Source organism: Streptomyces sp. NPDC045695, assembly GCF_056432025.1.
Genome location: NZ_JBWKJU010000004.1, coordinates 79,300 through 98,238, shown reverse-complemented (window position 1 = coordinate 98,238; position 18,939 = coordinate 79,300). Strand labels below are relative to the sequence as shown.

Genomic DNA, 18,939 nt, shown 5'->3' with positions numbered 1-18,939 from the left:
GACCGGTGACCGGCGCCTGGGTCGCGCTACTTCTTGGCCGCACCCTTGCCGAAGCGCGCCTCGAAGCGGGCCACGCGGCCACCGGTGTCGAGGATCTTCTGCTTGCCCGTGTAGAACGGGTGGCACTCGGAGCAGACCTCGGCTCGGATGGAGCCCTCGGTCAGGGTGCTGCGGGTGGTGAACGACGCGCCACAGGTGCAGCTGACCTGGGTCTCGACGTACTCGGGGTGAACATCGCGCTTCAAGGTGTCTCCTAGATTCGGGAGGGCGCCGGGTCGCAGGAGCCGAATTGCGCACTGCGTGAACCGGGGCCGACAGACCAGTCTGCCAGGACCGGGCTGCCTGTCAAAATTCTGAGGACGCCTCCCTCAACGGCAGGGGGCCTCCGGGTATTCCGCGGGGCTTCCCCACGCATTGCGCGGAGCTTGTCTACCGGACGACGGCGCCCGCCGTGCCCTTGTCCCCGGTGGAGTTCACCGTGGCCTCGGCGGGGACGGGCCGGTCCGCCAGCAGGGCGTCCCAGACCATCTGGGACTCCTTCTTGAGGGGGGCCACGCGGTTCTCGTCGATCGCGTCCGTGGTCACCGGCATGGTGATCATCTGCATGTCCTGGGCGTCGATGCCCTTGAGGCTCTGGGCGAAACCCATGAGGGACTTCACGTCGCCGAGGGCCCGGTCGGTGGTGAGCGCCTTGGTGCCGGTGTCGGCGAGGTCGAGCAGCTGCTTGGGGTTGTCGAAGAGGCCGATGCCCTTGACCTGCTTGATCAGCGCCTTGATGAAGGCCTGCTGGAGCTGTATTCGGCCGAGGTCGCCGCCGTCCCCGACGCCGTGGCGGGTCCGGACCAGGCCCAGGGCCTGCTCGCCGTTCAGCTTGTTGGGGCCGGCCGGGAGGTCCACGTGGGCGAGCTTGTCCTTGATCGGCTTCGAGGTGGTCACCTCGACGCCGCCGAGGGTGTCGACGATCTTCTTGAAGCCCGTGAAGTCGACTTCCAGGTAGTGGTCCATGCGGATCCCCGAGATCTTCTCGACGGTCTTGACCGCGCACGCGGCCCCGCCGATGGTGAAGGCCTCGTTGAACTGCTTGCGCGGGCCGCCGGGGTCGGTCTTGCCCTTGCCGGTGGGGCATTCGGGCCGGACGGTCATGAGGTCGCGGGGGATCGATATGACGCTGGCCTTCTCGTGACCCTCGTACAGGTGGACGATCATCGCCGTGTCGGAGCGCGCCGAGCCGCCGTCGTCCGAGCCGTACGCGGAGTTCGCGCCGCCGCGGGAGTCGGAGCCGAGGACGAGGATGTCCATCGAGCCGTTGTCGACGTCCTGCGGGCGGTCGGTGCCGAGGGCCTGGTCGATGTCGACGGTCTTCAGGTTGCCGTTGAGCTTGAAGTAGAAGTAGCCGAGGCCCGCGCCGCCGAGCAGGACCACTCCCGCGGCGCTCCAGGCGACGATGACGAGGGCCCTGCGGCCCTTCGCCGGTTTGCGCCGGCGCCGGCCCGTGGCGCGGCGGCCACGGCCCTTGCTGTCCTCGGTCATGCTCTCCTCAGTCCTGAGTCGGGTCCCCTGGTCCGTTCCGGCCCGCCTCCACTGCGCGGTTCCTCTGACACAGACGGAGGAACGTCCTCCCGGGTTCCACGGGCGGCGCGGCCCCGGGCCACCGCCGGATGGTCACCCCCCGGGGCGAACGCTCCGCGATGAGGCGTCCACCTGCGGTTCTTGCGCAGGATCAGGCAGGGCGCGCCCCGGTGGCGCGGGGCCCACCGGCCGCAGGGGTGTGGCGAAGCTCGCACCGGGGGCCCGTACGGCGGGTCGAACCGGGCCGTACAGCGTACGCGGCCCAGGAGCTCCCGTACACGCACAGCCGCCCCCGCCGCGGGTGCGGCGGGGGCGGCTGTGGTGTCAGTCGTCCGGACGTCAGTCGTCGTTCTTGCCCGACGGGGTCGTCTTCGCGATCTGCATGAGGAACTCGGCGTTCGACTTCGTCTGCTTCATCTTGTCGAGCAGCAGCTCGATCGCCTGCTGCGAGTCGAGCGCGTGCAGCACCCGGCGCAGCTTCCAGACGATGGCGAGCTCCTCCGCGTTGAGGAGGATCTCCTCCTTGCGGGTGCCCGACGGGTCGACGTCGACGGCCGGGAAGATGCGCTTGTCGGCGAGCTTGCGGTCGAGCTTGAGCTCCATGTTGCCGGTGCCCTTGAACTCCTCGAAGATCACCTCGTCCATGCGCGAGCCGGTGTCGACGAGCGCGGTGGCCAGGATGGTCAGCGAGCCGCCGTCCTCGATGTTGCGCGCGGCACCGAAGAAGCGCTTCGGCGGGTACAGCGCGGTCGAGTCGACACCACCGGACAGGATGCGGCCGGAGGCGGGCGCCGCGAGGTTGTACGCGCGGCCCAGACGGGTGATGGAGTCCAGCAGGACGACCACGTCGTGACCCAGCTCGACGAGACGCTTGGCGCGCTCGATGGCCAGCTCGGCGACCGTGGTGTGGTCCTCGGCCGGGCGGTCGAAGGTCGAGGAGATGACCTCGCCCTTGACCGACCGCTGCATGTCGGTGACCTCTTCCGGACGCTCGTCGACCAGGACGACCATCAGGTGGCACTCGGGGTTGTTGGTGGTGATCGCGTTGGCGATCGCCTGCATGATCATGGTCTTACCGGTCTTCGGCGGGGCCACGATCAGGCCGCGCTGGCCCTTGCCGATCGGCGACACGAGGTCGATGATGCGGGTCGTCAGCACACCCGGGTCGGTCTCCAGGCGGAGCCGGTCCTGCGGGTAGAGCGGGGTCAGCTTCTGGAACTCCGGTCGGCCACGGCCGGATTCGGGCGCCATGCCGTTCACCGAGTCCAGGCGCACGAGGGCGTTGAACTTCTCGCGGCGCTCGCCGTCCTTGGGCTGGCGCACGGCACCGGTGGTGTGGTCGCCCTTGCGCAGGCCGGCCTTGCGGACCTGAGCGAGGGACACGTACACGTCGTTGGGGCCGGGCAGGTAGCCCGACGTCCGGATGAACGCGTAGTTGTCGAGGATGTCGAGGATGCCCGCGACGGGGATCAGGACGTCGTCGTCGGCGACCTGCGGCTCGCTCGGCGCGAACTCGTCGCGGCCACGACGGCCCCGGCGGTCGCGGTAGCGGCCGCGACGGCCACGGCGGCCGCCCTCGTCGTCGAAGTCGTCCTGCGGACCGGTGTCCTGACGGTCCTGACGGCCCTGCGCCTGGCCCTGGCCACGGCCACCCTGCTGCTGGCGGTCCTGGCGGTCGGCGCGGTCCTGACGGCCGCCGCCCTGTCCGCCCTGGCCACCCTGCGCGCCCTGGCCCTGACCCGGGGCGCCCTGGCCCTGGTCGTCGGCCTTGGCACCGCGCTCACGGCGGTCGCGCTGACGGTCACCGCGCTCGGCACGGTCACCGCGCTCCCCGCGGTCACGGCGGTCGCGACGGCCACGGCCTTCGCCGTCCTGGCCCTGCGCCTGGCCGGCGCTCACGGCGGTGGCGGCTTCGGCCTTGGCCTCGGCCGGCGCGGTGGCGACGGTCGCGGTCTCGGTCTTCTGCTCGACCTGCACGGCGACGGGGGCCGAGGCCTCCGGGCTGCCGGTGGGGGCCGTGGCACGACGGCGGCGGCGCTCGCCGGCCGGGGCGTCCTCTCCCCCACGCTCGGCTTCGCTCGCGCGGGAGGGGCCCCCAGCCGGCTGGCCCGGGATCTCGATCTGCGCCTGCACGGCAGGCTTCTCGGCGGGCGCCTCGGCGGCGGCCTCACCCGTACGGGCCTTGCTGGTGGCCCGGCGCTTCGGCTTGGCCTCGGCGGCGTCGGCGGAGGCCGCGGCCTTGGGGGCACCGCTGCCCGCCTGCGCCTCCTTGATGACCTCGATCAGCTGGCTCTTGCGCATCCGCGCGGTGCCCCTGATCCCGAGGCCCGACGCGACCTGCTGCAGCTCGGCCAGGACCATGCCGTCAAGGCCGGTGCCGGTGCGTCGACGCTTGGGTGCGGCGCCCGCGGCGGGGGCACTGGTGTCGACAGAGGTGTCGGCAGCGCCCATCAGATCGGTGGTGTCGCTCACGAAGGGTCCTTCCCTGGAGCGGACGTCGGCCTGTCTGGCTCGGCGACCGGTTGTGCTGTCCGACAACAGTCCTAGGTGTGGACCGTGCCGGGGCGGTGGTCCGCCGAAGAGATACGGCGGAGAGAGACGTGCGTGGGTGGTTCCGGCGAGAAGCCCCCGAGCTGGAAGCGTGGGAATGTCACGCCGATTCCGGAGCGTGCTCGAAACTGCTGGAAGTGATCAAAGCAGTCGGGGAGGCTCCCGGAAGAAATGTGGTCCCGAAGGGGGACACTGAGCACGGAGCCATGGCGGCTGCCGATGCGCACTTGAGACTAACACTACCGGATCCAATAGATATTCCCCCTCTCCATCACCGGCAATCGCGCTTTCCGCGCGGGCGGCCTGCCCTGACCGCCCGCCCCTGGCCGGCTGTGCTCCCGGAGGACCCACCCTCCGGGAACCCTTGTCTTCTCTGTATTCGCGAAAAGGAAGCCCTGTCTCCGGAAGGAAGACCTAGCCGCCCTGGGTGCCCAGCGGAAGGACGCTCGCGCCCGCGGCGTCGAGGGCGAGCCGGTTGGCCGCCCACCCCTCGCCCGCGAGCTGCGCGACCTTGTCGGCCGCGCCGCTGTCGACCAGCGCGAGGACCGTGGGGCCCGCGCCGGAGATGACCGCGGGGATCCCGTCCGCCCGCAGCCGGTGGACGAGTGCCACGCTCTCGGGCATCGCCGGGGACCGGTACTCCTGGTGGAGCCGGTCTTCGGTGGCCGGCAGCAGGAGCTCGGGACGCCTGGTCAGGGCCTCCACGAGCAGGCCCGCACGGCCCGCGTTGACGGCCGCGTCCACGTGCGGGACGGTGCGCGGCAGCAGGCCGCGCGCCGTCTCGGTCAGGACCGGCTTGGAAGGGACGAAGACCACCGGAACGATGGATTCTGCGGGCTCCATCCGGATGGCCTTGGCGCTGCCCCCGTCCATCCACGCCAGGGTGAAACCGCCGAGCAGACAGGCGGCGACGTTGTCGGGGTGGCCCTCGATCTCGGTGGCGAGCTCCAGCAGCGCCGCGTCGTCGAGCCTGGCCTCGCCGCCTATGGTCACGGCGCGGGCGGCGACGATGCCGGCGCAGATGGCGGCGGAGGAGGAGCCGAGGCCGCGGCCGTGCGGGATGCGGTTGGCGCAGACGACCTCGAGGCCGCGCGGCTGTCCGCCCAGCAGGTCGAAGGCGGTGCGCATGGAGCGTACGAGCAGGTGGCTCTCGTCCCGGGGGAGGGTGTCGGCGCCCTCGCCCGCGATGTCGATGTGCAAGCCGGAGTCGGCCACCCGGACGACTACGTCGTCGTAGAGCCCCAGGGCCAGGCCGAGGGCGTCGAAGCCCGGGCCGAGGTTGGCACTGCTGGCGGGGACGCGCACCCGTACGGCGGCGGCGCGGAACGCTGGACCGGCCATCGTCCGATGACACTCCTTGTGACTGTGCGAGATCTTCGCTCTTCGCTGGCTCGCTGCGAATGTACTGGAGAACGTACGACACCCGAAGGCCCTCGGGGCAGCACCGCAGTCATATGCGCGGGGCGGATGTAAGTACAGCGTATCGAAGGAAGGTTCTCTCGCGACATAGGGCGCACAGGAGGCGCACGATGCGTGTCGTCGACTTCGACCGGCTTCGACGGGATTCGGCCGCACTCTTGTCGTCGTACGGGGTGAGTTGCCCGGTTCCGCAGGCCCTCCGGGAGGGCCTGCGGAACCCGGCGCGGCTCACTCGGCCGTTCGGTCAGACCAGGCCGAGGCGGACCGCGGCGGCTTCGGCGTCCACCGGAACGGTGACCGGCTGCGGAGCGCCGGCGATCGCCCAGTCGGGGTCCTTCAGGCCGTTGCCGGTGACGGTGCACACGATCGTCTGACCCGGGTCGACCAGACCCAGCTCCGCGGCCTTGAGCAGACCGGCGACCGAGGCGGCCGAGGCGGGCTCGACGAAGACGCCCTCCTGAGCGGCCAACAGCCGGTAGGCGGCGAGGATCTGGCGGTCCGTCACCTCGTCGATGAAACCGCCCGACTCGTCGCGCGCGGCCAGCGCGTAGTCCCAGGAGGCCGGATTGCCGATGCGGATCGCGGTGGCGATGGTGTGCGGCTCCTTGACGACCTCGCCGCGCACGATGGGCGCGGAACCGGAAGCCTGGAAACCCCACACGCGGGGCGTACGGGAGGCCAGGCCGTCGGCCTTGTACTCCTTGAAGCCCTTCCAGTACGCCGTGATGTTGCCGGCGTTGCCGACGGGCAGGACGTGGATGTCGGGGGCGTCCCCGAGCGCGTCGACGATCTCGAACGCGGCCGTCTTCTGGCCCTCGATGCGCACCGGGTTGACCGAATTGACCAGCGCCACCGGGTAGTTGTCGGAGAGGGCGCGGGCCAGGTTCAGGCAGTCGTCGAAGTTGCCGTCCACCTGGAGGATCTGGGCGCCGTGCACGAGGGCCTGGCCCATCTTGCCGAGCGCGATCTTGCCGCGGGGCACGAGCACCGCGCAGACCATCCCGGCGCGCACCGCGTACGCGGCGGCTGAGGCCGACGTGTTACCGGTGGAGGCGCAGATGACCGCCTTCGCGCCCTCCTCCTTGGCCCTGGTGATGGCCATGGTCATCCCGCGGTCCTTGAAGGACCCGGTGGGGTTCGCCCCCTCGACCTTCAGGTGCACCTCGCAGCCGGTGCGCTCGGAGAGCACCTGCGCGGGGACGAGGGGAGTGCCGCCCTCGCGGAGCGTGACCACGGGAGTCGTGTCCGTCACCGGCAGGCGGTCCCGGTACTCCTCGATGATGCCGCGCCACTGGTGGGTGCGATTGCTGCTCATGGGTCCTTACTCCCCTTCAACACGCATGATGCTGGCGACACCGCGCACGGTGTCCAGCATCCGCAGCGCCTCGACGGTCCCGGAGAGGGCGGCGTCGGGTGCGCGGTGAGTGACGACGACGAGGGAGGCCTCGCCGTCCTTGCCCTGCTGCCGCACGGTGTCGATGGAGACGCCGTGCTCGGCGAAGGTGGTCGCGACCTGGGCGAGGACGCCCGGCTTGTCGGCCACATCGAGGCTGATGTGGTAGCGCGTGACGACCTCGCCCATGGGGCTGACCGGCAGCTGGGTGTACGCCGACTCGCCGGGCCCCGTTGCCTCGGCGAGCTTGTTGCGGGCGACGGCGACGAGGTCGCCGAGGACCGCGGACGCGGTCGGCGCACCGCCCGCGCCCGGCCCGTAGAACATGAGCCGCCCGGCGGCCTCCGCCTCGACGAAGACGGCGTTGTACGCCTCGCGGACGGAGGCGAGCGGGTGGCTGAGCGGGATCATCGCCGGGTGGACGCGGGCGGTGACGGACGCGCCGTCCGCCGCCCGCTCCAGGATGGCGAGGAGCTTGATGGTGCAGCCCATCCGCTTGGCCGAGGCGAAGTCGGCGGCGCTGACCTCGGTCATGCCCTCGCGGTACACGTCGTCGAGACGGACGCGGGTGTGGAAGGCGATGCCGGCCAGGATCGCGGCCTTGGCGGCGGCGTCGTAGCCCTCGACGTCGGCGGTCGGGTCGGCCTCGGCGTACCCGAGGGCGGTGGCCTCGTCGAGGGCCTCCTGGTACCCGGCGCCGGTGGAGTCCATCTTGTCGAGGATGAAGTTCGTCGTGCCGTTGACGATGCCCATCACACGGTTGATCTTGTCGCCCGCGAGGGACTCGCGCATCGGGCGGACCAGCGGGATGGCGCCGGCGACGGCGGCCTCGTAGTACAGGTCCAGCCCGTGCTGCTCGGCCGCGGCGTGCAGGGCGGCGCCGTCCTGGGCGAGGAGCGCCTTGTTCGCGGAGACGACGGAGATGCCGTTCTCGAAGGCGGTGGTGATCAGCGTACGGGCGGGCTCGATGCCGCCGATGACCTCGATGGCGATGTCGACGTCGCCGCGTTTGAGGAGGGCGGTCGCATCGGTGGTGATCAGGGCCGGGTCGATGCCCTCGCGCACCTTGGAGGGACGGCGCACGGCCACGCCGGCGAGCTCGACCGGCGCGCCGATCCTCTGCGTCAGGTCGTCGGCGTGCGTCGTCATGATGCGGGCCACTTCCGAGCCGACCACTCCACAGCCCAGCAGCGCCACCTTCAGCGGACGCGTACGCATCATTCGACCTACGCCTTTCGATCTTCCATCAGTACCCCGCGCGCGGTTTGCACACCGGGGTGGAACCAGTCTCACTCAATGGACAGCAGTTTCCATCCTCGGTCCATTGAGTGAGACACCTATTTCATCATCCGAGGTCGAGGCGCAGGAGATCTTCCTCCGTCTCCCGGCGGACGATCACTCGGCCCACTCCGTCACGCACGGCGACGACCGGCGGGCGGAGCGCGTGGTTGTAGTTGCTGGCCATGGAGCGGCAGTAAGCGCCGGTGGCGGGGACGGCGAGCAGGTCGCCGGGCGCGAGGTCGGCGGGCAGGAAGGCGTCCTTCACGACGATGTCACCGCTCTCGCAGTGCTTGCCGACGACGCGCACGAGCATGGGCTCGGCGGTGGAGGTGCGGGAGACCAGGGAGACGGAGTACTCGGCGTCGTAGAGGGCGGTGCGGATGTTGTCGGACATCCCGCCGTCGACGCTGACGTACGTACGCAGCCCCTCCAGCGGCTTGATCGTCCCCACCTCGTACAGGGTGAAGGCGGTCGGGCCGACGATGGCGCGCCCCGGCTCGACGGAGATGCGCGGCGCCCTCAGCCCGGCGCTCTCGCACTCGCGGGCCACGATCTCGGTGAGCGCCTTGGCGATCTCGTGCGGCTCGCGCGGGTCGTCGCCGGAGGTGTACGCGATCCCCAGGCCGCCCCCGAGGTCGATCTCGGGCAGCTCCACACCGTGCTCGTCGCGCACGGCGGCCAGCAGCCGCACGACGCGCTTGGCGCTGACCTCGAAGCCGGCCATGTCGAAGATCTGCGAGCCGATGTGGGAGTGGACGCCGAGCAGCTCCAGGCTGTCGTGCCCGAGCGCGCGTCGCACCGCCTCGGCGGCGGACCCGTCCGCGACGGCGATCCCGAACTTCTGGTCCTCGTGAGCGGTGGCGATGAACTCGTGGGTGTGCGCCTCGACGCCCACCGTCACGCGGATCTGCACCGGCTGGCGCACCTGCATCTCGCGGGCGACGTGCGCGACGCGGGCGATCTCCTGGAAGGAGTCCAGCACGATCCGCCCGACCCCGGCCCCGACGGCCCGCCGGATCTCGCTCTCGGACTTGTTGTTGCCGTGGAAGGCGATCCGCTCGGCGGGCATCCCGGCGGCGAGCGCGGTGGCCAGCTCCCCACCGGAGCACACGTCGACGTTCAGCCCTTCCTCCTTCAGCCACTTCACGACGGCCTTGGAGAGGAACGCCTTCCCGGCGTAGAAGACGTCGGCGTCCTTGCCGAAGGCGTGCGCCCAGGCCCGGCACCGCGCCCGGAAGTCCTCCTCGTCGAGGAAGTAGGCGGGGGTCCCGAACTCCTCGGCGAGCCGGGTCACTTCGATCCCGCCGACGGTGACCACACCGTCGGCGTTGCGCTCGACGGTCCGGGCCCAGACCTTCTCGTCCAGCGCGTTCAGGTCGGCGGGCGGCGGGGAGTAGTGCCCCTCGGGCAGGACATCGGCGTGACGGGGCCCGGCGGGGTGCGCGGAACGGCTCATCGGTATCTCTCTTCGCGGGTCACAGGCGTGTCGGTGCGTCTATGCCGAGCAGGGCCAGGCCGCCGGCCAGCACCGTCCCGGCGGCTTCGGCAAGAGCCAGCCGGGCACGGTGGGCGGCCGAGGGTTTCTCGTCCCCCTGGGGCAGGACGCGGTACTGGAAGTCGAGCAGCGCGTCGGCCAGCTCGACGAGGTGCCGGGCGAGCCGCTCGGGCGCACGGTGGTGCGCGGCGGCTTCGAGGACGAGGGGCTGGTCGGCGAGGGCCCGGAGCAGCTCGGGGGCGTCGACGTCGCCGGGCTCGGCGACGAAGCCGAGCAGGGCGGCGTTGCGCAGGAGCGCGTGGCTGCGGGCGTGGGCGTAGCGCACCCTGAAGAACTCGCTGCTCTCGCCCTGCGCGAGCAGCACGTCGGAGAAGACGGGGGTCTCGCGGGCCGGAACGGTGAGCATCGCCCAGGCGGCGGCGTCGGCGCCGTAGCGGGCGAGGACGTCGGCGTCGCGGGGGGCGAGGGGGGCGACGGGGGCGGGGGCGTCCCCCTGGCCGTCGACGGCGCCGGCACCGGAAGTGACACTGGCACCGGCCTGGGCCCCGGAAGTGGCGCGGGCACCAGCCCCGGCACCGGAAGCGGCACGGGCATCAGCCCCCGCACCGGAAGGGGAAAGGGCTCCTCCCCCTGTCCCGTGGACGGCACGGACGATCCGCAGGACGCTCTCGCGCACGACCCGTTCCCGCAGCCCGAGCCCGGCTGCGGCGCGGTGATCGGCGGCGGTGAGAAAGGCGGCCCCTCCGCGCACGTCCCGGATCACGATGTCCCAGACGATCGCCTCCCGGACAAGGGAGGGGGCGCAGGGCGCCGGCAGTACGAAGTTGAGGAACCCGGCCCCGGTGACCTCGACCTGCTCGATGCCGGGCTCGGCGCGGAGCCGGCGGGCCAGTACGTCCGCCACGTCACGAGGCGGACGTCCGGCGCTCTTGGCGACCTGAAAGGCGACGGGGGTGGCGTAGTCCCCCACCCCGCCGGGCCGGGTCCGCTCGACGACGACCCGCTGCGGAACGACCCCCTCCGCCGGCAGCTCCCCGTCCTCGACGGCGCAGCGCACGGCGCGTACGACGCAACGGGAGAGGTCAGCGGGGATCACGGGACCAGCCTAGGCGAGACGCCCCGCCCTCAGCCGAAGGGTTTCGCCATGTGAACAAGAGGGGCGATCAGGCGTCATCCCCTCCCCCTCCCGGCGGGCGCCCCTTTCCTCCCGTCACGCCGATCCTTGCGCTCGGCCAGCCCCCGCACGACGCGTACCAGCTCGGCCGGCTCGAAGGGCTTCGCGAGGAACGCGTCCACCCCGGCGGCGATCCCCTCCTCGACCTCGTGCTGCGTGCAGGCACTCACGATGGCCAGCGGCACGTCCCTGGTCCGCGGATCGGCCCGCAACCGCGCGGCCGCCCCGAACCCGTCCAGCCGCGGCATGACCACATCAAGGGTGATCACGTCAGGGGACACGCGATGGACGATGTCCAGACACTCGGCACCATCATTCGCGGTCACGACCTCGAAGCCCTCCAGCTCGAGATTGACCTTGATCAGCTGCCGGATGACCTTGTTGTCGTCGACAACAAGCACCCGGCCCGAGGCGCCTGGCACAACTCGAGAGTAGGTCGACCCGAGCCCCCGCGTCCGGGTTTTCGCCACTTCCACCCCCTGCGGGCGACCCACCCTCCCCTCCCCCGCAAACCGGTTCCTGATCACCCCGAGGAAGCTGGTAGTGTTCAACCCGTCGCAGCAACACCAGCGACCGCGCCCCCGTAGCTCAGGGGATAGAGCAACGGCCTCCGGAGCCGTGTGCGCAGGTTCGAATCCTGCCGGGGGCACTTCTGCTGGACCAGCGTGAAACACGAGCTGACCTGCACGAGTGCCAAGCATGAAGACCTGGACCCAGTCCCACTGAGTCCAGGTCTTTGTCGTTGTTTCGCACTGATCGCGATAGACCTGCGATAGAGGGCAGCTCCGCCCCGCCACCCAGCACGAGCGCCAGCCTGCTGAGCCCCTTGCCGGGACCCCAAAGCGCTTCTCCTAGCCGTCCGTTGAGTCGCTCGGGAGGCCCTGGGTCGCTGGAGAGGCTGGAGAGGCTGGCCCACCCCCGGGACATCCACCACGGTTACGGGACCACCTTCAAGGGCACCGTCAGATAGTTGACGGTGACCCCTAGAGGGGCTCAGCACCAGAAAGGTGGGCGATGCCCCGTGAGCGAGGCCAGGCGTGCTGAAGAAAGGCTCCAGCTTGCCCAATGGCACCTCGGCCGGTCGGACCAGCTGCGATTGGGCCTCGTAAATCGGGCCAGCGCTCTACTAAGTGGGAACACACTTGTAATAGCCGGTACAGCTTTCATTTCCGGCTCGACACCCTCTCGAATAGCACCAATCATTGGGGCGACTGCACTGCTCGCCTTAACGGTAAGCGCATACTCGATAGTACAGGTAACTGGAGTACTCACGGGATCTCGAAGAATCCCAGCACTATCCCGACCGTCGAACTCTCCAGCCTCAATCGCATTTAGCTACAGTGACACCGTAAGCCGATTTGACTCCCCGAGAGGCTTTCAGAGTCAATTCCTGACGCAGAGCATCGAAGAGGCCACAAACGATGCGACTCTCGAATTATGGCGCTGCATAAGCCTTCACCATTTGAGAACGATCAAGCTGCAGCGCGCCACACGCGGCCTGCTAGCCAGCGCGATAGTCCTCGTCGCAATGACCGCCGAAAAACTACTCCTCGGACTCCTTTAAGACGGCATCTCATTGGGCTAGTCGGCGGTAGCAGATGAAGGTGCAGGCGATGCTGGTGAAGGCGAGGAAGTGCTCGGCCTTGCGTTCGTAGCGGCGGTGGAGTCTGCGGCAGCCGGCGAGCCAGGCCATGGTGCGTTCGATGGTCCAGCGGTGGCGGCCCAGTCGCTGCGAGGACTCGATGCCCTTGCGGGCGATGCGGTGTGTGATGCCGCGCTGACGTAACCATTTGCGCAGGTGGGCGTAATCGTAGCCCTTGTCGGCGTGGAGCTTCCCGGGCTTGCGCCGTCGGCGTCCGCGGCGCGACCTAATGGGCGGTATGCCCCGGACAAGAGGCTTGAGGGCCTGACTGTCGTGCAGGTTCGCCCCCGAGATTCCGACGGACAGGGGCAGACCGGTCCTCTCTGTGATCAAGTGGATCTCGATCCGAACTTGCCCCTGTCGACAGAATTCGGACCTGTCAGGTCCCCTTTTTCAGGGCCCGCATATTGAAGGAGTCGACAGCGCAGCGGGACCAGTCCAGCGCGCCGCGGGCGCCGAGCTCGTCGGGGCCAGGCGGTGGAGCTTGGCCCAGACCCGTGCCTTCGTCCACTCGGAGAAGCGCCGGGGGGCTGTCGCCCCCGACGGCCCGAAAGATGCCGCGGGCAGCTGCCGCCAGGTACAGCCCCAGGTGGCGACCAACACGATCGCCGCCAGCACCTCCCGGTCACCGTGCCGACGCCGGCCACCGCCCTGCGGCCGCGACGGCGCCTCCGGCACCACCCGCTGGAACAGCACCCACAACTCATTCGGCACCAGCCGCTCAACCAGAAAGATCTCCATCGACAAGCACGTCGGCCTGACCGACGACCAGCTCAGGCAGCGCCTGCGCGACCAGCCGGGCGCACCCGCCGCCTCCTCCTTCAAGGATCTCGCCTCCGCGCAGAAGTTCACCCAAGCCGCACTCGAGGACATCAACAACGCGGATCGCATTGCAAAGTGGATCGAGAGCGTCGAGAAGAAGAAGCAGAACAACCCGAACTACGATCCGAACAAATCCGAGATTCCTCCGGTATACCTGGAATTCAAAGAGCCCGTCGGACGTAGTGTCTCGCGCGAGGACTACAATACGGACGGCATGAACGCCCAAGCTGCGGAGAAGAACTGGGTCCAGGTACGACTGATCTACAAGGAAGGTCTGGAGCCACCGTTCATCGTCCTGACCGCCATGCCACACAAGGGCCCCCCGGGCACATCCAGCACCCCCTAGGAAGGTCGCAGCCACGTGCAGCCATCCCTTTCCGCCCTCTTCTCAGGCGGGCCAGCACTTCGGCTCATCGATCTGGCCATCTCGGTTCAGGAGTCGAGTGGGAAACTGTCGCTGGACGACGAAATCCGGCGTTACATTCGAGTGATCGGGAACGACTGGACCGCGCATTGGAACTGCTCGGTATATGCTTCTGCTGCCGTTTTGGAGTTCGCCGCCGAGTCGATTGCGGCATCGGGCTCACTCGACAGCTATCCGCCTGAATTTCGGGAAAAGGTGGTCAAGGCGGCGGGCTCGATGGAGCCCGTAGAGTACCTGCACCTTCTTGCTGAGATGGTCCGCATACTCGACCGCGAACCGCCGCCCGAATACGAGGAACTCCCCATGGCCGGCTGGGAGTTTCTTCAGCTGTTCCCGAATCTGTTCGGGCTCGACGCCGTTCTGATGGACGAGGGGGACCTGCCCTTCGCGGGTATCGTCCAGAGGTTCGTGACCAACGAGCACCCGTACTGTTTCGACCGTGCCGTCGGGCTCACCACAGAGGCACAGCGTGCCCTGGTCCTCTTCCCGGGCGAGAAGTGCCTCGAAGGCCACAACTACTGGGGCACCCGCGATCGCATGCGTGAGCTCATCGAGACCATCAACGACCACATGCAGCGGGAGCACGCATGACCCCAGTCGAGAACACGGCAGCCGTCCCGAACCGATCCGCCACCTACCCGGATCGCGAGACGGCCCAGTGGGCCACCCAGCACGTCGTCACCCGCAACGAGCAGGTGATCCACCGGTGGCTGGCCCAGTCCACGCGGCAGCGGCTCACCATCGAGGCCGCCTGGCCATCCCGCCCCGAGCCGGTCGGTCGGGTCCTGCTCCAGGCCATGATGCTGGCCGGCCGCGATGCGGTGGACGTACGCGCCGCCCGCGTCATCCTCAAGCGGAACACCGCGAGCCCCCACGGCTTCACCGTCCACGGCACCTTCCCGATCTACCTCTAGAGGCAACCCCGTGTCCCTCAAGCCCCTCGAACATGACCGGAAGTACGGCGAACTCGACCAGGTGATCCAGGCATACCTGGGCCGCACCGCCGATGACGAGGAAGCCCTCACCGCCTACCTCCGGCACTGCTGGCGCACCCGGCCATGGGCCATCGCGATCGCCGAACACCAGCTCCGCGAGTACGCGCAGAACCCGCCGGGGCGGCTCCGGCTGCGCCTCGGCGAGTTCTATCCCGTGCCTGATGTAGGGCTGCCCGACGGGGAGATCCAGGACTGGCTCGTCCGGTTGGCGGACCGGCTCAAGGAGAGCGTGGAGACAGGCTCGGCACCGGCCCCCGCCACGCCCCGGACCCACTGGGAGTGGCGCGCTCGCTTCCCCGAACTCGGGCAGCTGCTCGGAGGCTGGTTCTCCCAGGACATGCCGGACGAGTTCGAGGACCACGACGCGGCATTGCAGGACTACCTAGACGGCACCGACTCCGGAATGATCGCCCAGCTCCGCGGGGAGCTGCACGACCTTCTCTCACTGCCACTGGACGAGTCCGACTACGCCGTCGCTGTAGCAGACTTGGGCATGGAGGTCGATCCCCCCGCGTCCTACGGCCCCGGTGCCTGGCTCTCCGAACTGGCCGCTCGCATCAGCTGAGGCCGAATCAGTCCCCCGAACTCCTGGCCCGCCACCCCCCGGCCACCATCCCGCCGCACGGTTCCGGTGGTCCGTACGAGGGGGGTGGGGTGGGGTCTGTGGGTTTGGGGGGTGGGTCGGGGTGTCGGGCGTGATTAGGGTGGATCCTGAGGCCGCATTGTGCCGTTGACCTGGTGCTTTGCGGGGAGTTGCGCGCAGGAGGATGGGGCGGTGCGGATGCGTGAGCTGGTGGAGACGGCCCGGCTGTGGGTGGCTGAGGGGCGGGCCGCGTTTTTGGCCCGGCCCGTGACCGAGCAGGGGTTCGGGCCGCGGGATCCGGCCGGGGCCGTGCTCGTCGACGCGCGCGGGGAGTGCGTCGGGGCGCTGTACCGGGGGGTCTTCGATGCCGAGCTGGTGGCGGAGGCCGGGGCCATGGGGGCTCGGGAGAACGCCCGGGTGTGCGAGGTCTCCGTGGGGGCGGGCGAGGCCGTCGAGGCGCGGCTGACCTGCGGCGGGCAGGCGGAGATCCTGCTCCAGTCGCTGGATTCGGTACCCGCCGAGTGGTGGGAGCTGCTCGGGCAGGGGGCCGGGGTGGCTCTGGTCACGCGGCTGGGCGAGCGGGCGGACCACGTGGTGAGCGAGGTCGTACGGGCCACCGACGCGGCGCGCGATGATGCGGGGCGGCGGGCCGGTGAGCTGTTGCGCACGCGGCGGCCGGGGCGGGACGCGCTGTACGGGGAGTCCGGGCTGGTGCTGGTCGAGGCCTACCCGTCGGCCCCGTACGTGGTCATCGGCGGCGGTGGCGAGCTGGCCGGCCTCATCGCCCGGCAGGCCGCCCTGCTGGAGTGGGGTGCGCAGATCGTGGAGTCCGCGGCGGAGGCCGGGAAGGTGCTCGCGGACCACCGGGACTCCGCCTGCCTGGTGCTGCTCAGCCACGAGCCCGACTTCGACGTGCCGACGCTGTGCACGGCGCTGGCACTGGAGGTTCCGTACGTAGGGGCGCTGGGTTCGCGGCGGACCACCGCGAGGCGCCGGGACGGGTTGGTCGCCGCGGGGGTGGGCGAGGACCAGCTGGCTCTGGTGCACGGGCCCATCGGCCTGGATCTCGGCGCCAGGACCCCGGCGGAGACGGCGCTGGCGATCTGCGCCGAGATCCTGGGAGTGCTGAGCGGGCGGGAGGTGCGGGGGCTGCGTGACTCCGACGGCCCGCTGAGGGGGTAGCCGGGGCTGAGGGGGGTGGCCGGGGCTGAGCGGGGTGGCCGGGGCTGAGCGGGGTGGCCGGGGCTGAGCGGGTAGCCGGGGCTGAGCGGGTAGCCGGGGAGGGAAGTGCGCATATTGGGGCTAAGTGCGGGAAAATGGTCGGTATGGACATGATCCTGAGTGTGGACCCGGTCCTCACCGACATCGCGTGGTTCCTGGTCGTCGGACTGGTCGTCGTCGCCCTGCTGCTCGGGGGCTTCAAGCTGGGCCAGCGGGTGCGGGCCAAGGAGCCGCCGCCGCCGACCACCGAGGAGCAGCCGCACCTGCCCGACGGCGGGGCCGTCCACGAGGTCCGCGAGGAGCGGGACCCGGTGGAGTTCCCCGAGGGCGGCCTGAGGCCGCACGAGATGCAGGGCTACGGGAACTTCGGCTCCACCACCTCCACCCATCCGGACGACGTCCGGGCGGAGCGGGAGTCCGGGTTCGAGCAGGTAGAGGGCCCGGGTCCGCACCCGCAGCCCGGAGCTCCCCCGGACGCCGGGCGAGGTGCACACGCCTGAAAACCCTCCGGCCCCCGTCGCCTCCGGCCCTCTGATCCGCGCCCCCCGCGCGGATCAGAGGGCCGTCTTGAGCCGGAGCACCTCCGGTGGGGGGTGGCGGGTCGACGTGTGGCGGACTTCGGCCGTGAGGGGTGGGTCGAGGGGGTGGAAGGGGACTTCGCCCAGTCCGATGGCCGTGACCGTGGCCAGCGGGCCGGCCGTCGGCATGCGTGCAGCCGTAGGTGAGGTCGTACGCGAGGCCGCGCCTGACGTCGCACGCGCCGCCAGTTCCGCCGCCACCTCGGCACGCAGGGCCCCGGTCAGGGGGCTCGATACGAGCGGGGTCTGGTCGCCCACCGGCAGGACCAGCACCAGGGCGAGCGGGCGCCGCGCGGTGCCGGTGTAGCCCACCACCGCCGCGTCGCGGACGTCCGTGTGCCGCAGCTTCTGCCAGCCCCGCCGGCCGGCCGGGTAGGCCTGGTCCAGACGCTTGATGACCAGGCCCTCCACGCCGCTGGCCGGCAGGGTCTCGTACCAGGTGGCGGCCAGTTCCGGGTCCGTGGTCATCGGGACCGGCTGGAGGGGCGGGCCCAGCGGGAGGAGGAGGTCGACGAGCAGCGCGCGGCGGCGCTCGTACGGGCGGCCGCGCACGTCGAGCCCGGCCAGTTCCAGCACGTCGAAGGCGGCGTACGAGGCCGGCAGGCTCTGCGCGAGCACGGCGGCCCTGGCCGCCGTGGCCGCCGCCCGCCGTTGCACGAGCGCGAAGTCCGTGCGGCCCGCGTGCCAGACCACCACTTCGCCGTCGAGGACCGTCCCGGCGGGCAGGTGGAGGGCGGCCGCCGCCAGGTCGGGGAAGGCGCTGGTCACGATGCGGCCCGAGCGGGCCTGCAGGACGACGTCCTCCTCCGTGCGCAGGACGACGAGGCGGTGCCCGTCGAACTTCGGCTCGTACGCCAGCCCCGCCCCGCGCGGCAGGGTGCGTACGGGCGCGGCCAGCGCGACCCGGATCACGGCAGCCGTCCCGCCAGGCCGAGGTCGAGCAGCGTGCCGAAGAGGTCGCCGTCGCGGGCCAGCCGCGGCGGGATGTCGTCGGCGAGGAAGACCAGGTCGTCGGGGGTCCGGCAGGCCGTGACCTCCTCCCACGAGACGGGCGCGGACACGGTCGGCCGGGCCCGCGCGCGCAGGGTGTAGGGGGCGGCGGTGGTCTTAGCGGCGGCGTTCTGGCTGTGGTCGACGAAGACCTTGCCGGGGCGCAGCGCCTTGGTCATGCGGTGGACGACGAGGCCGGGGAGCTCGCGTTCGGCCTCCTGGGCGAGGAGTTTCGCGTACGCCGACACCCGCGCGGACGGGGTCGGCTCCAGCGGCGCGGCCAGGTGCACGCCCTTGGAGCCGGAGGTCTTGGCGCAGGCGTGCAGGCCGTCGGCGGCGAGCCGGTCGCGCAGCCAGAGGGCGACGGCGCAGCATTCGACGGCGGTGGCGGGCGGACCGGGGTCGAGGTCGAGGATCAGGCGGTCGGCGACGGCGGGGCGGCCGGCGGGCCACTGGGGGGTGTGGAACTCGACGACGAGGTTGGCGGCCCACATGAGGGAGGGCAGGTCGGCGACGACGACCTGTTCGGCGGAGGGTTCGTCGGAGCGGGGCACGGGGGTGGTCTTCACCCAGTCGGGTGTGCCGGGCGGCGGATTCTTGGTGAAGAAGAGCTGGCCCTGCGGCCCGTCGGGATAGCGCAGGAAGGACACCGCCCGGTCGTGGATGTGGGCGAGGAGGGTGTCGGCGACGGTGGCGTAGTAGTGGAGCACCTCGCCCTTGGTGAAACCGGTCTCCGGGTACAGGACCTTGTCGAGATTGCTGAGCGCGATGCGACGGCCCTCCACCAAAGTGATCGGCGTCAT

At 70.5% G+C, this 18,939-nt stretch carries 17 protein-coding genes, 1 tRNA gene and 1 pseudogene; 7 read left to right on the top strand and 12 right to left on the bottom strand.

What is annotated here, in order from left to right; genetic code table 11:
• Nucleotides 1–26: 26 nt before the first annotated feature.
• The 9 genes from rpmE to AC07DU_RS09340 all read right to left on the bottom strand — a co-directional run bounded on the left by rpmE (nucleotide 27) and on the right by AC07DU_RS09340 (nucleotide 11,375).
• Nucleotides 27–245: a 50S ribosomal protein L31 gene (gene rpmE / locus AC07DU_RS09380; RefSeq protein WP_030708126.1), complete on the bottom strand. Its 219-nt coding sequence runs from the start codon at nucleotides 243–245 to the stop codon at nucleotides 27–29.
• Nucleotides 246–429: 184 nt separating this feature from the next.
• On the bottom strand, nucleotides 430–1,530 hold the full coding sequence (locus tag AC07DU_RS09375) for an LCP family protein (RefSeq protein WP_479031054.1): 1,101 nt from the start codon (nucleotides 1,528–1,530) through the stop codon (nucleotides 430–432).
• Nucleotides 1,531–1,908: 378 nt separating this feature from the next.
• Nucleotides 1,909–4,041, bottom strand: coding sequence for a transcription termination factor Rho (rho, locus tag AC07DU_RS09370; RefSeq protein ID WP_479110530.1), 2,133 nt, complete (start codon nucleotides 4,039–4,041; stop codon nucleotides 1,909–1,911).
• A 492-nt stretch (nucleotides 4,042–4,533) separates the two neighbouring features.
• Complete coding sequence (thrB, locus tag AC07DU_RS09365) at nucleotides 4,534–5,460, bottom strand: homoserine kinase (protein ID WP_360888456.1); 927 nt, start codon at nucleotides 5,458–5,460, stop codon at nucleotides 4,534–4,536.
• A 322-nt stretch (nucleotides 5,461–5,782) separates the two neighbouring features.
• On the bottom strand, nucleotides 5,783–6,853 hold the full coding sequence (thrC, locus tag AC07DU_RS09360; RefSeq protein ID WP_453373002.1) for a threonine synthase: 1,071 nt from the start codon (nucleotides 6,851–6,853) through the stop codon (nucleotides 5,783–5,785).
• Between the two features lie 6 nt (nucleotides 6,854–6,859).
• The gene (locus AC07DU_RS09355; RefSeq protein WP_360888789.1) at nucleotides 6,860–8,149 is read right to left on the bottom strand and encodes a homoserine dehydrogenase; all 1,290 of its coding nucleotides are present in this window, start codon (nucleotides 8,147–8,149) and stop codon (nucleotides 6,860–6,862) included.
• 127 nt (nucleotides 8,150–8,276) lie between these two features.
• Nucleotides 8,277–9,668: a diaminopimelate decarboxylase gene (gene lysA, locus AC07DU_RS09350; protein WP_479031063.1), complete on the bottom strand. Its 1,392-nt coding sequence runs from the start codon at nucleotides 9,666–9,668 to the stop codon at nucleotides 8,277–8,279.
• A gap of 19 nt (nucleotides 9,669–9,687) precedes the next feature.
• Nucleotides 9,688–10,803, bottom strand: a complete 1,116-nt coding sequence (gene nrtL, locus AC07DU_RS09345; RefSeq protein ID WP_479110528.1) for an ArgS-related anticodon-binding protein NrtL — start codon at nucleotides 10,801–10,803, stop codon at nucleotides 9,688–9,690.
• A gap of 74 nt (nucleotides 10,804–10,877) precedes the next feature.
• Nucleotides 10,878–11,375 carry a response regulator gene (locus tag AC07DU_RS09340; RefSeq protein WP_453373004.1) on the bottom strand — a complete coding sequence of 166 codons (498 nt, stop codon included), beginning with the start codon at nucleotides 11,373–11,375 and terminating at the stop codon, nucleotides 10,878–10,880.
• 83 nt (nucleotides 11,376–11,458) lie between these two features.
• On the opposite strand from AC07DU_RS09340, the gene AC07DU_RS09335 reads away from it, so the two are divergent.
• Nucleotides 11,459–11,530: transfer RNA gene (locus AC07DU_RS09335), tRNA-Arg, on the top strand.
• A gap of 924 nt (nucleotides 11,531–12,454) precedes the next feature.
• On the opposite strand, the pseudogene AC07DU_RS09330 reads toward AC07DU_RS09335, so the two are convergent.
• Nucleotides 12,455–13,201, bottom strand: a pseudogene (locus AC07DU_RS09330) (IS5 family transposase).
• Between AC07DU_RS09330 and AC07DU_RS09325 the strand changes: the two are divergent.
• From AC07DU_RS09325 to AC07DU_RS09300, 6 genes are all read left to right on the top strand, one after another.
• Nucleotides 13,113–13,691 (top strand): RNase A-like domain-containing protein, encoded by a 579-nt coding sequence (locus tag AC07DU_RS09325; RefSeq protein ID WP_479110526.1) that lies wholly within the window; start codon nucleotides 13,113–13,115, stop codon nucleotides 13,689–13,691. The pseudogene AC07DU_RS09330 and the gene AC07DU_RS09325 overlap by 89 nt on opposite strands.
• A gap of 15 nt (nucleotides 13,692–13,706) precedes the next feature.
• Nucleotides 13,707–14,360 (top strand): hypothetical protein, encoded by a 654-nt coding sequence (locus AC07DU_RS09320; RefSeq protein WP_479110524.1) that lies wholly within the window; start codon nucleotides 13,707–13,709, stop codon nucleotides 14,358–14,360.
• Nucleotides 14,357–14,683, top strand: coding sequence for an RNase A-like domain-containing protein (locus tag AC07DU_RS09315; protein WP_360888367.1), 327 nt, complete (start codon nucleotides 14,357–14,359; stop codon nucleotides 14,681–14,683). Before AC07DU_RS09320 ends, AC07DU_RS09315 begins: the two co-directional genes overlap by 4 nt.
• Nucleotides 14,684–14,693: 10 nt before the next feature.
• On the top strand, nucleotides 14,694–15,329 hold the full coding sequence (locus tag AC07DU_RS09310) for a contact-dependent growth inhibition system immunity protein (protein ID WP_360888364.1): 636 nt from the start codon (nucleotides 14,694–14,696) through the stop codon (nucleotides 15,327–15,329).
• Nucleotides 15,330–15,545: 216 nt separating this feature from the next.
• Nucleotides 15,546–16,529, top strand: a complete 984-nt coding sequence (locus AC07DU_RS09305; RefSeq protein ID WP_479110741.1) for an XdhC family protein — start codon at nucleotides 15,546–15,548, stop codon at nucleotides 16,527–16,529.
• A gap of 143 nt (nucleotides 16,530–16,672) precedes the next feature.
• On the top strand, nucleotides 16,673–17,068 hold the full coding sequence (locus AC07DU_RS09300; RefSeq protein ID WP_360888358.1) for a DUF6479 family protein: 396 nt from the start codon (nucleotides 16,673–16,675) through the stop codon (nucleotides 17,066–17,068).
• 54 nt (nucleotides 17,069–17,122) lie between these two features.
• On the opposite strand, the gene AC07DU_RS09295 is transcribed toward AC07DU_RS09300, so the two are convergent.
• Complete coding sequence (locus AC07DU_RS09295; protein ID WP_479110739.1) at nucleotides 17,123–18,055, bottom strand: ATP-dependent DNA ligase; 933 nt, start codon at nucleotides 18,053–18,055, stop codon at nucleotides 17,123–17,125.
• The gene (ligD, locus tag AC07DU_RS09290) at nucleotides 18,055–18,939 is read right to left on the bottom strand and encodes a non-homologous end-joining DNA ligase (RefSeq protein ID WP_479110522.1); all 885 of its coding nucleotides are present in this window, start codon (nucleotides 18,937–18,939) and stop codon (nucleotides 18,055–18,057) included. The genes AC07DU_RS09295 and ligD overlap by 1 nt, the downstream gene beginning before the upstream one ends.

Excerpts from the sequence above, each read along its gene's own strand:
- AC07DU_RS09375 (WP_479031054.1), bottom strand. The coding sequence starts at position 1,530 with ATGACCGAGGACAGCAAGGGCCGTGGCCGCCGCGCCACGGGCCGGCGC.
- thrB (WP_360888456.1), bottom strand. The coding sequence starts at position 5,460 with ATGGCCGGTCCAGCGTTCCGCGCCGCCGCCGTACGGGTGCGCGTCCCC.
- thrC (WP_453373002.1), bottom strand. The coding sequence starts at position 6,853 with ATGAGCAGCAATCGCACCCACCAGTGGCGCGGCATCATCGAGGAGTAC.
- AC07DU_RS09355 (WP_360888789.1), bottom strand. The coding sequence starts at position 8,149 with ATGCGTACGCGTCCGCTGAAGGTGGCGCTGCTGGGCTGTGGAGTGGTC.
- lysA (WP_479031063.1), bottom strand. The coding sequence starts at position 9,668 with ATGAGCCGTTCCGCGCACCCCGCCGGGCCCCGTCACGCCGATGTCCTG.
- AC07DU_RS09315 (WP_360888367.1), top strand. The coding sequence starts at position 14,357 with ATGACCCCAGTCGAGAACACGGCAGCCGTCCCGAACCGATCCGCCACC.
- AC07DU_RS09305 (WP_479110741.1), top strand. The coding sequence starts at position 15,546 with ATGCGTGAGCTGGTGGAGACGGCCCGGCTGTGGGTGGCTGAGGGGCGG.
- AC07DU_RS09300 (WP_360888358.1), top strand. The coding sequence starts at position 16,673 with ATGGACATGATCCTGAGTGTGGACCCGGTCCTCACCGACATCGCGTGG.
- ligD (WP_479110522.1), bottom strand. The coding sequence starts at position 18,939 with ATGACGCCGATCACTTTGGTGGAGGGCCGTCGCATCGCGCTCAGCAAT.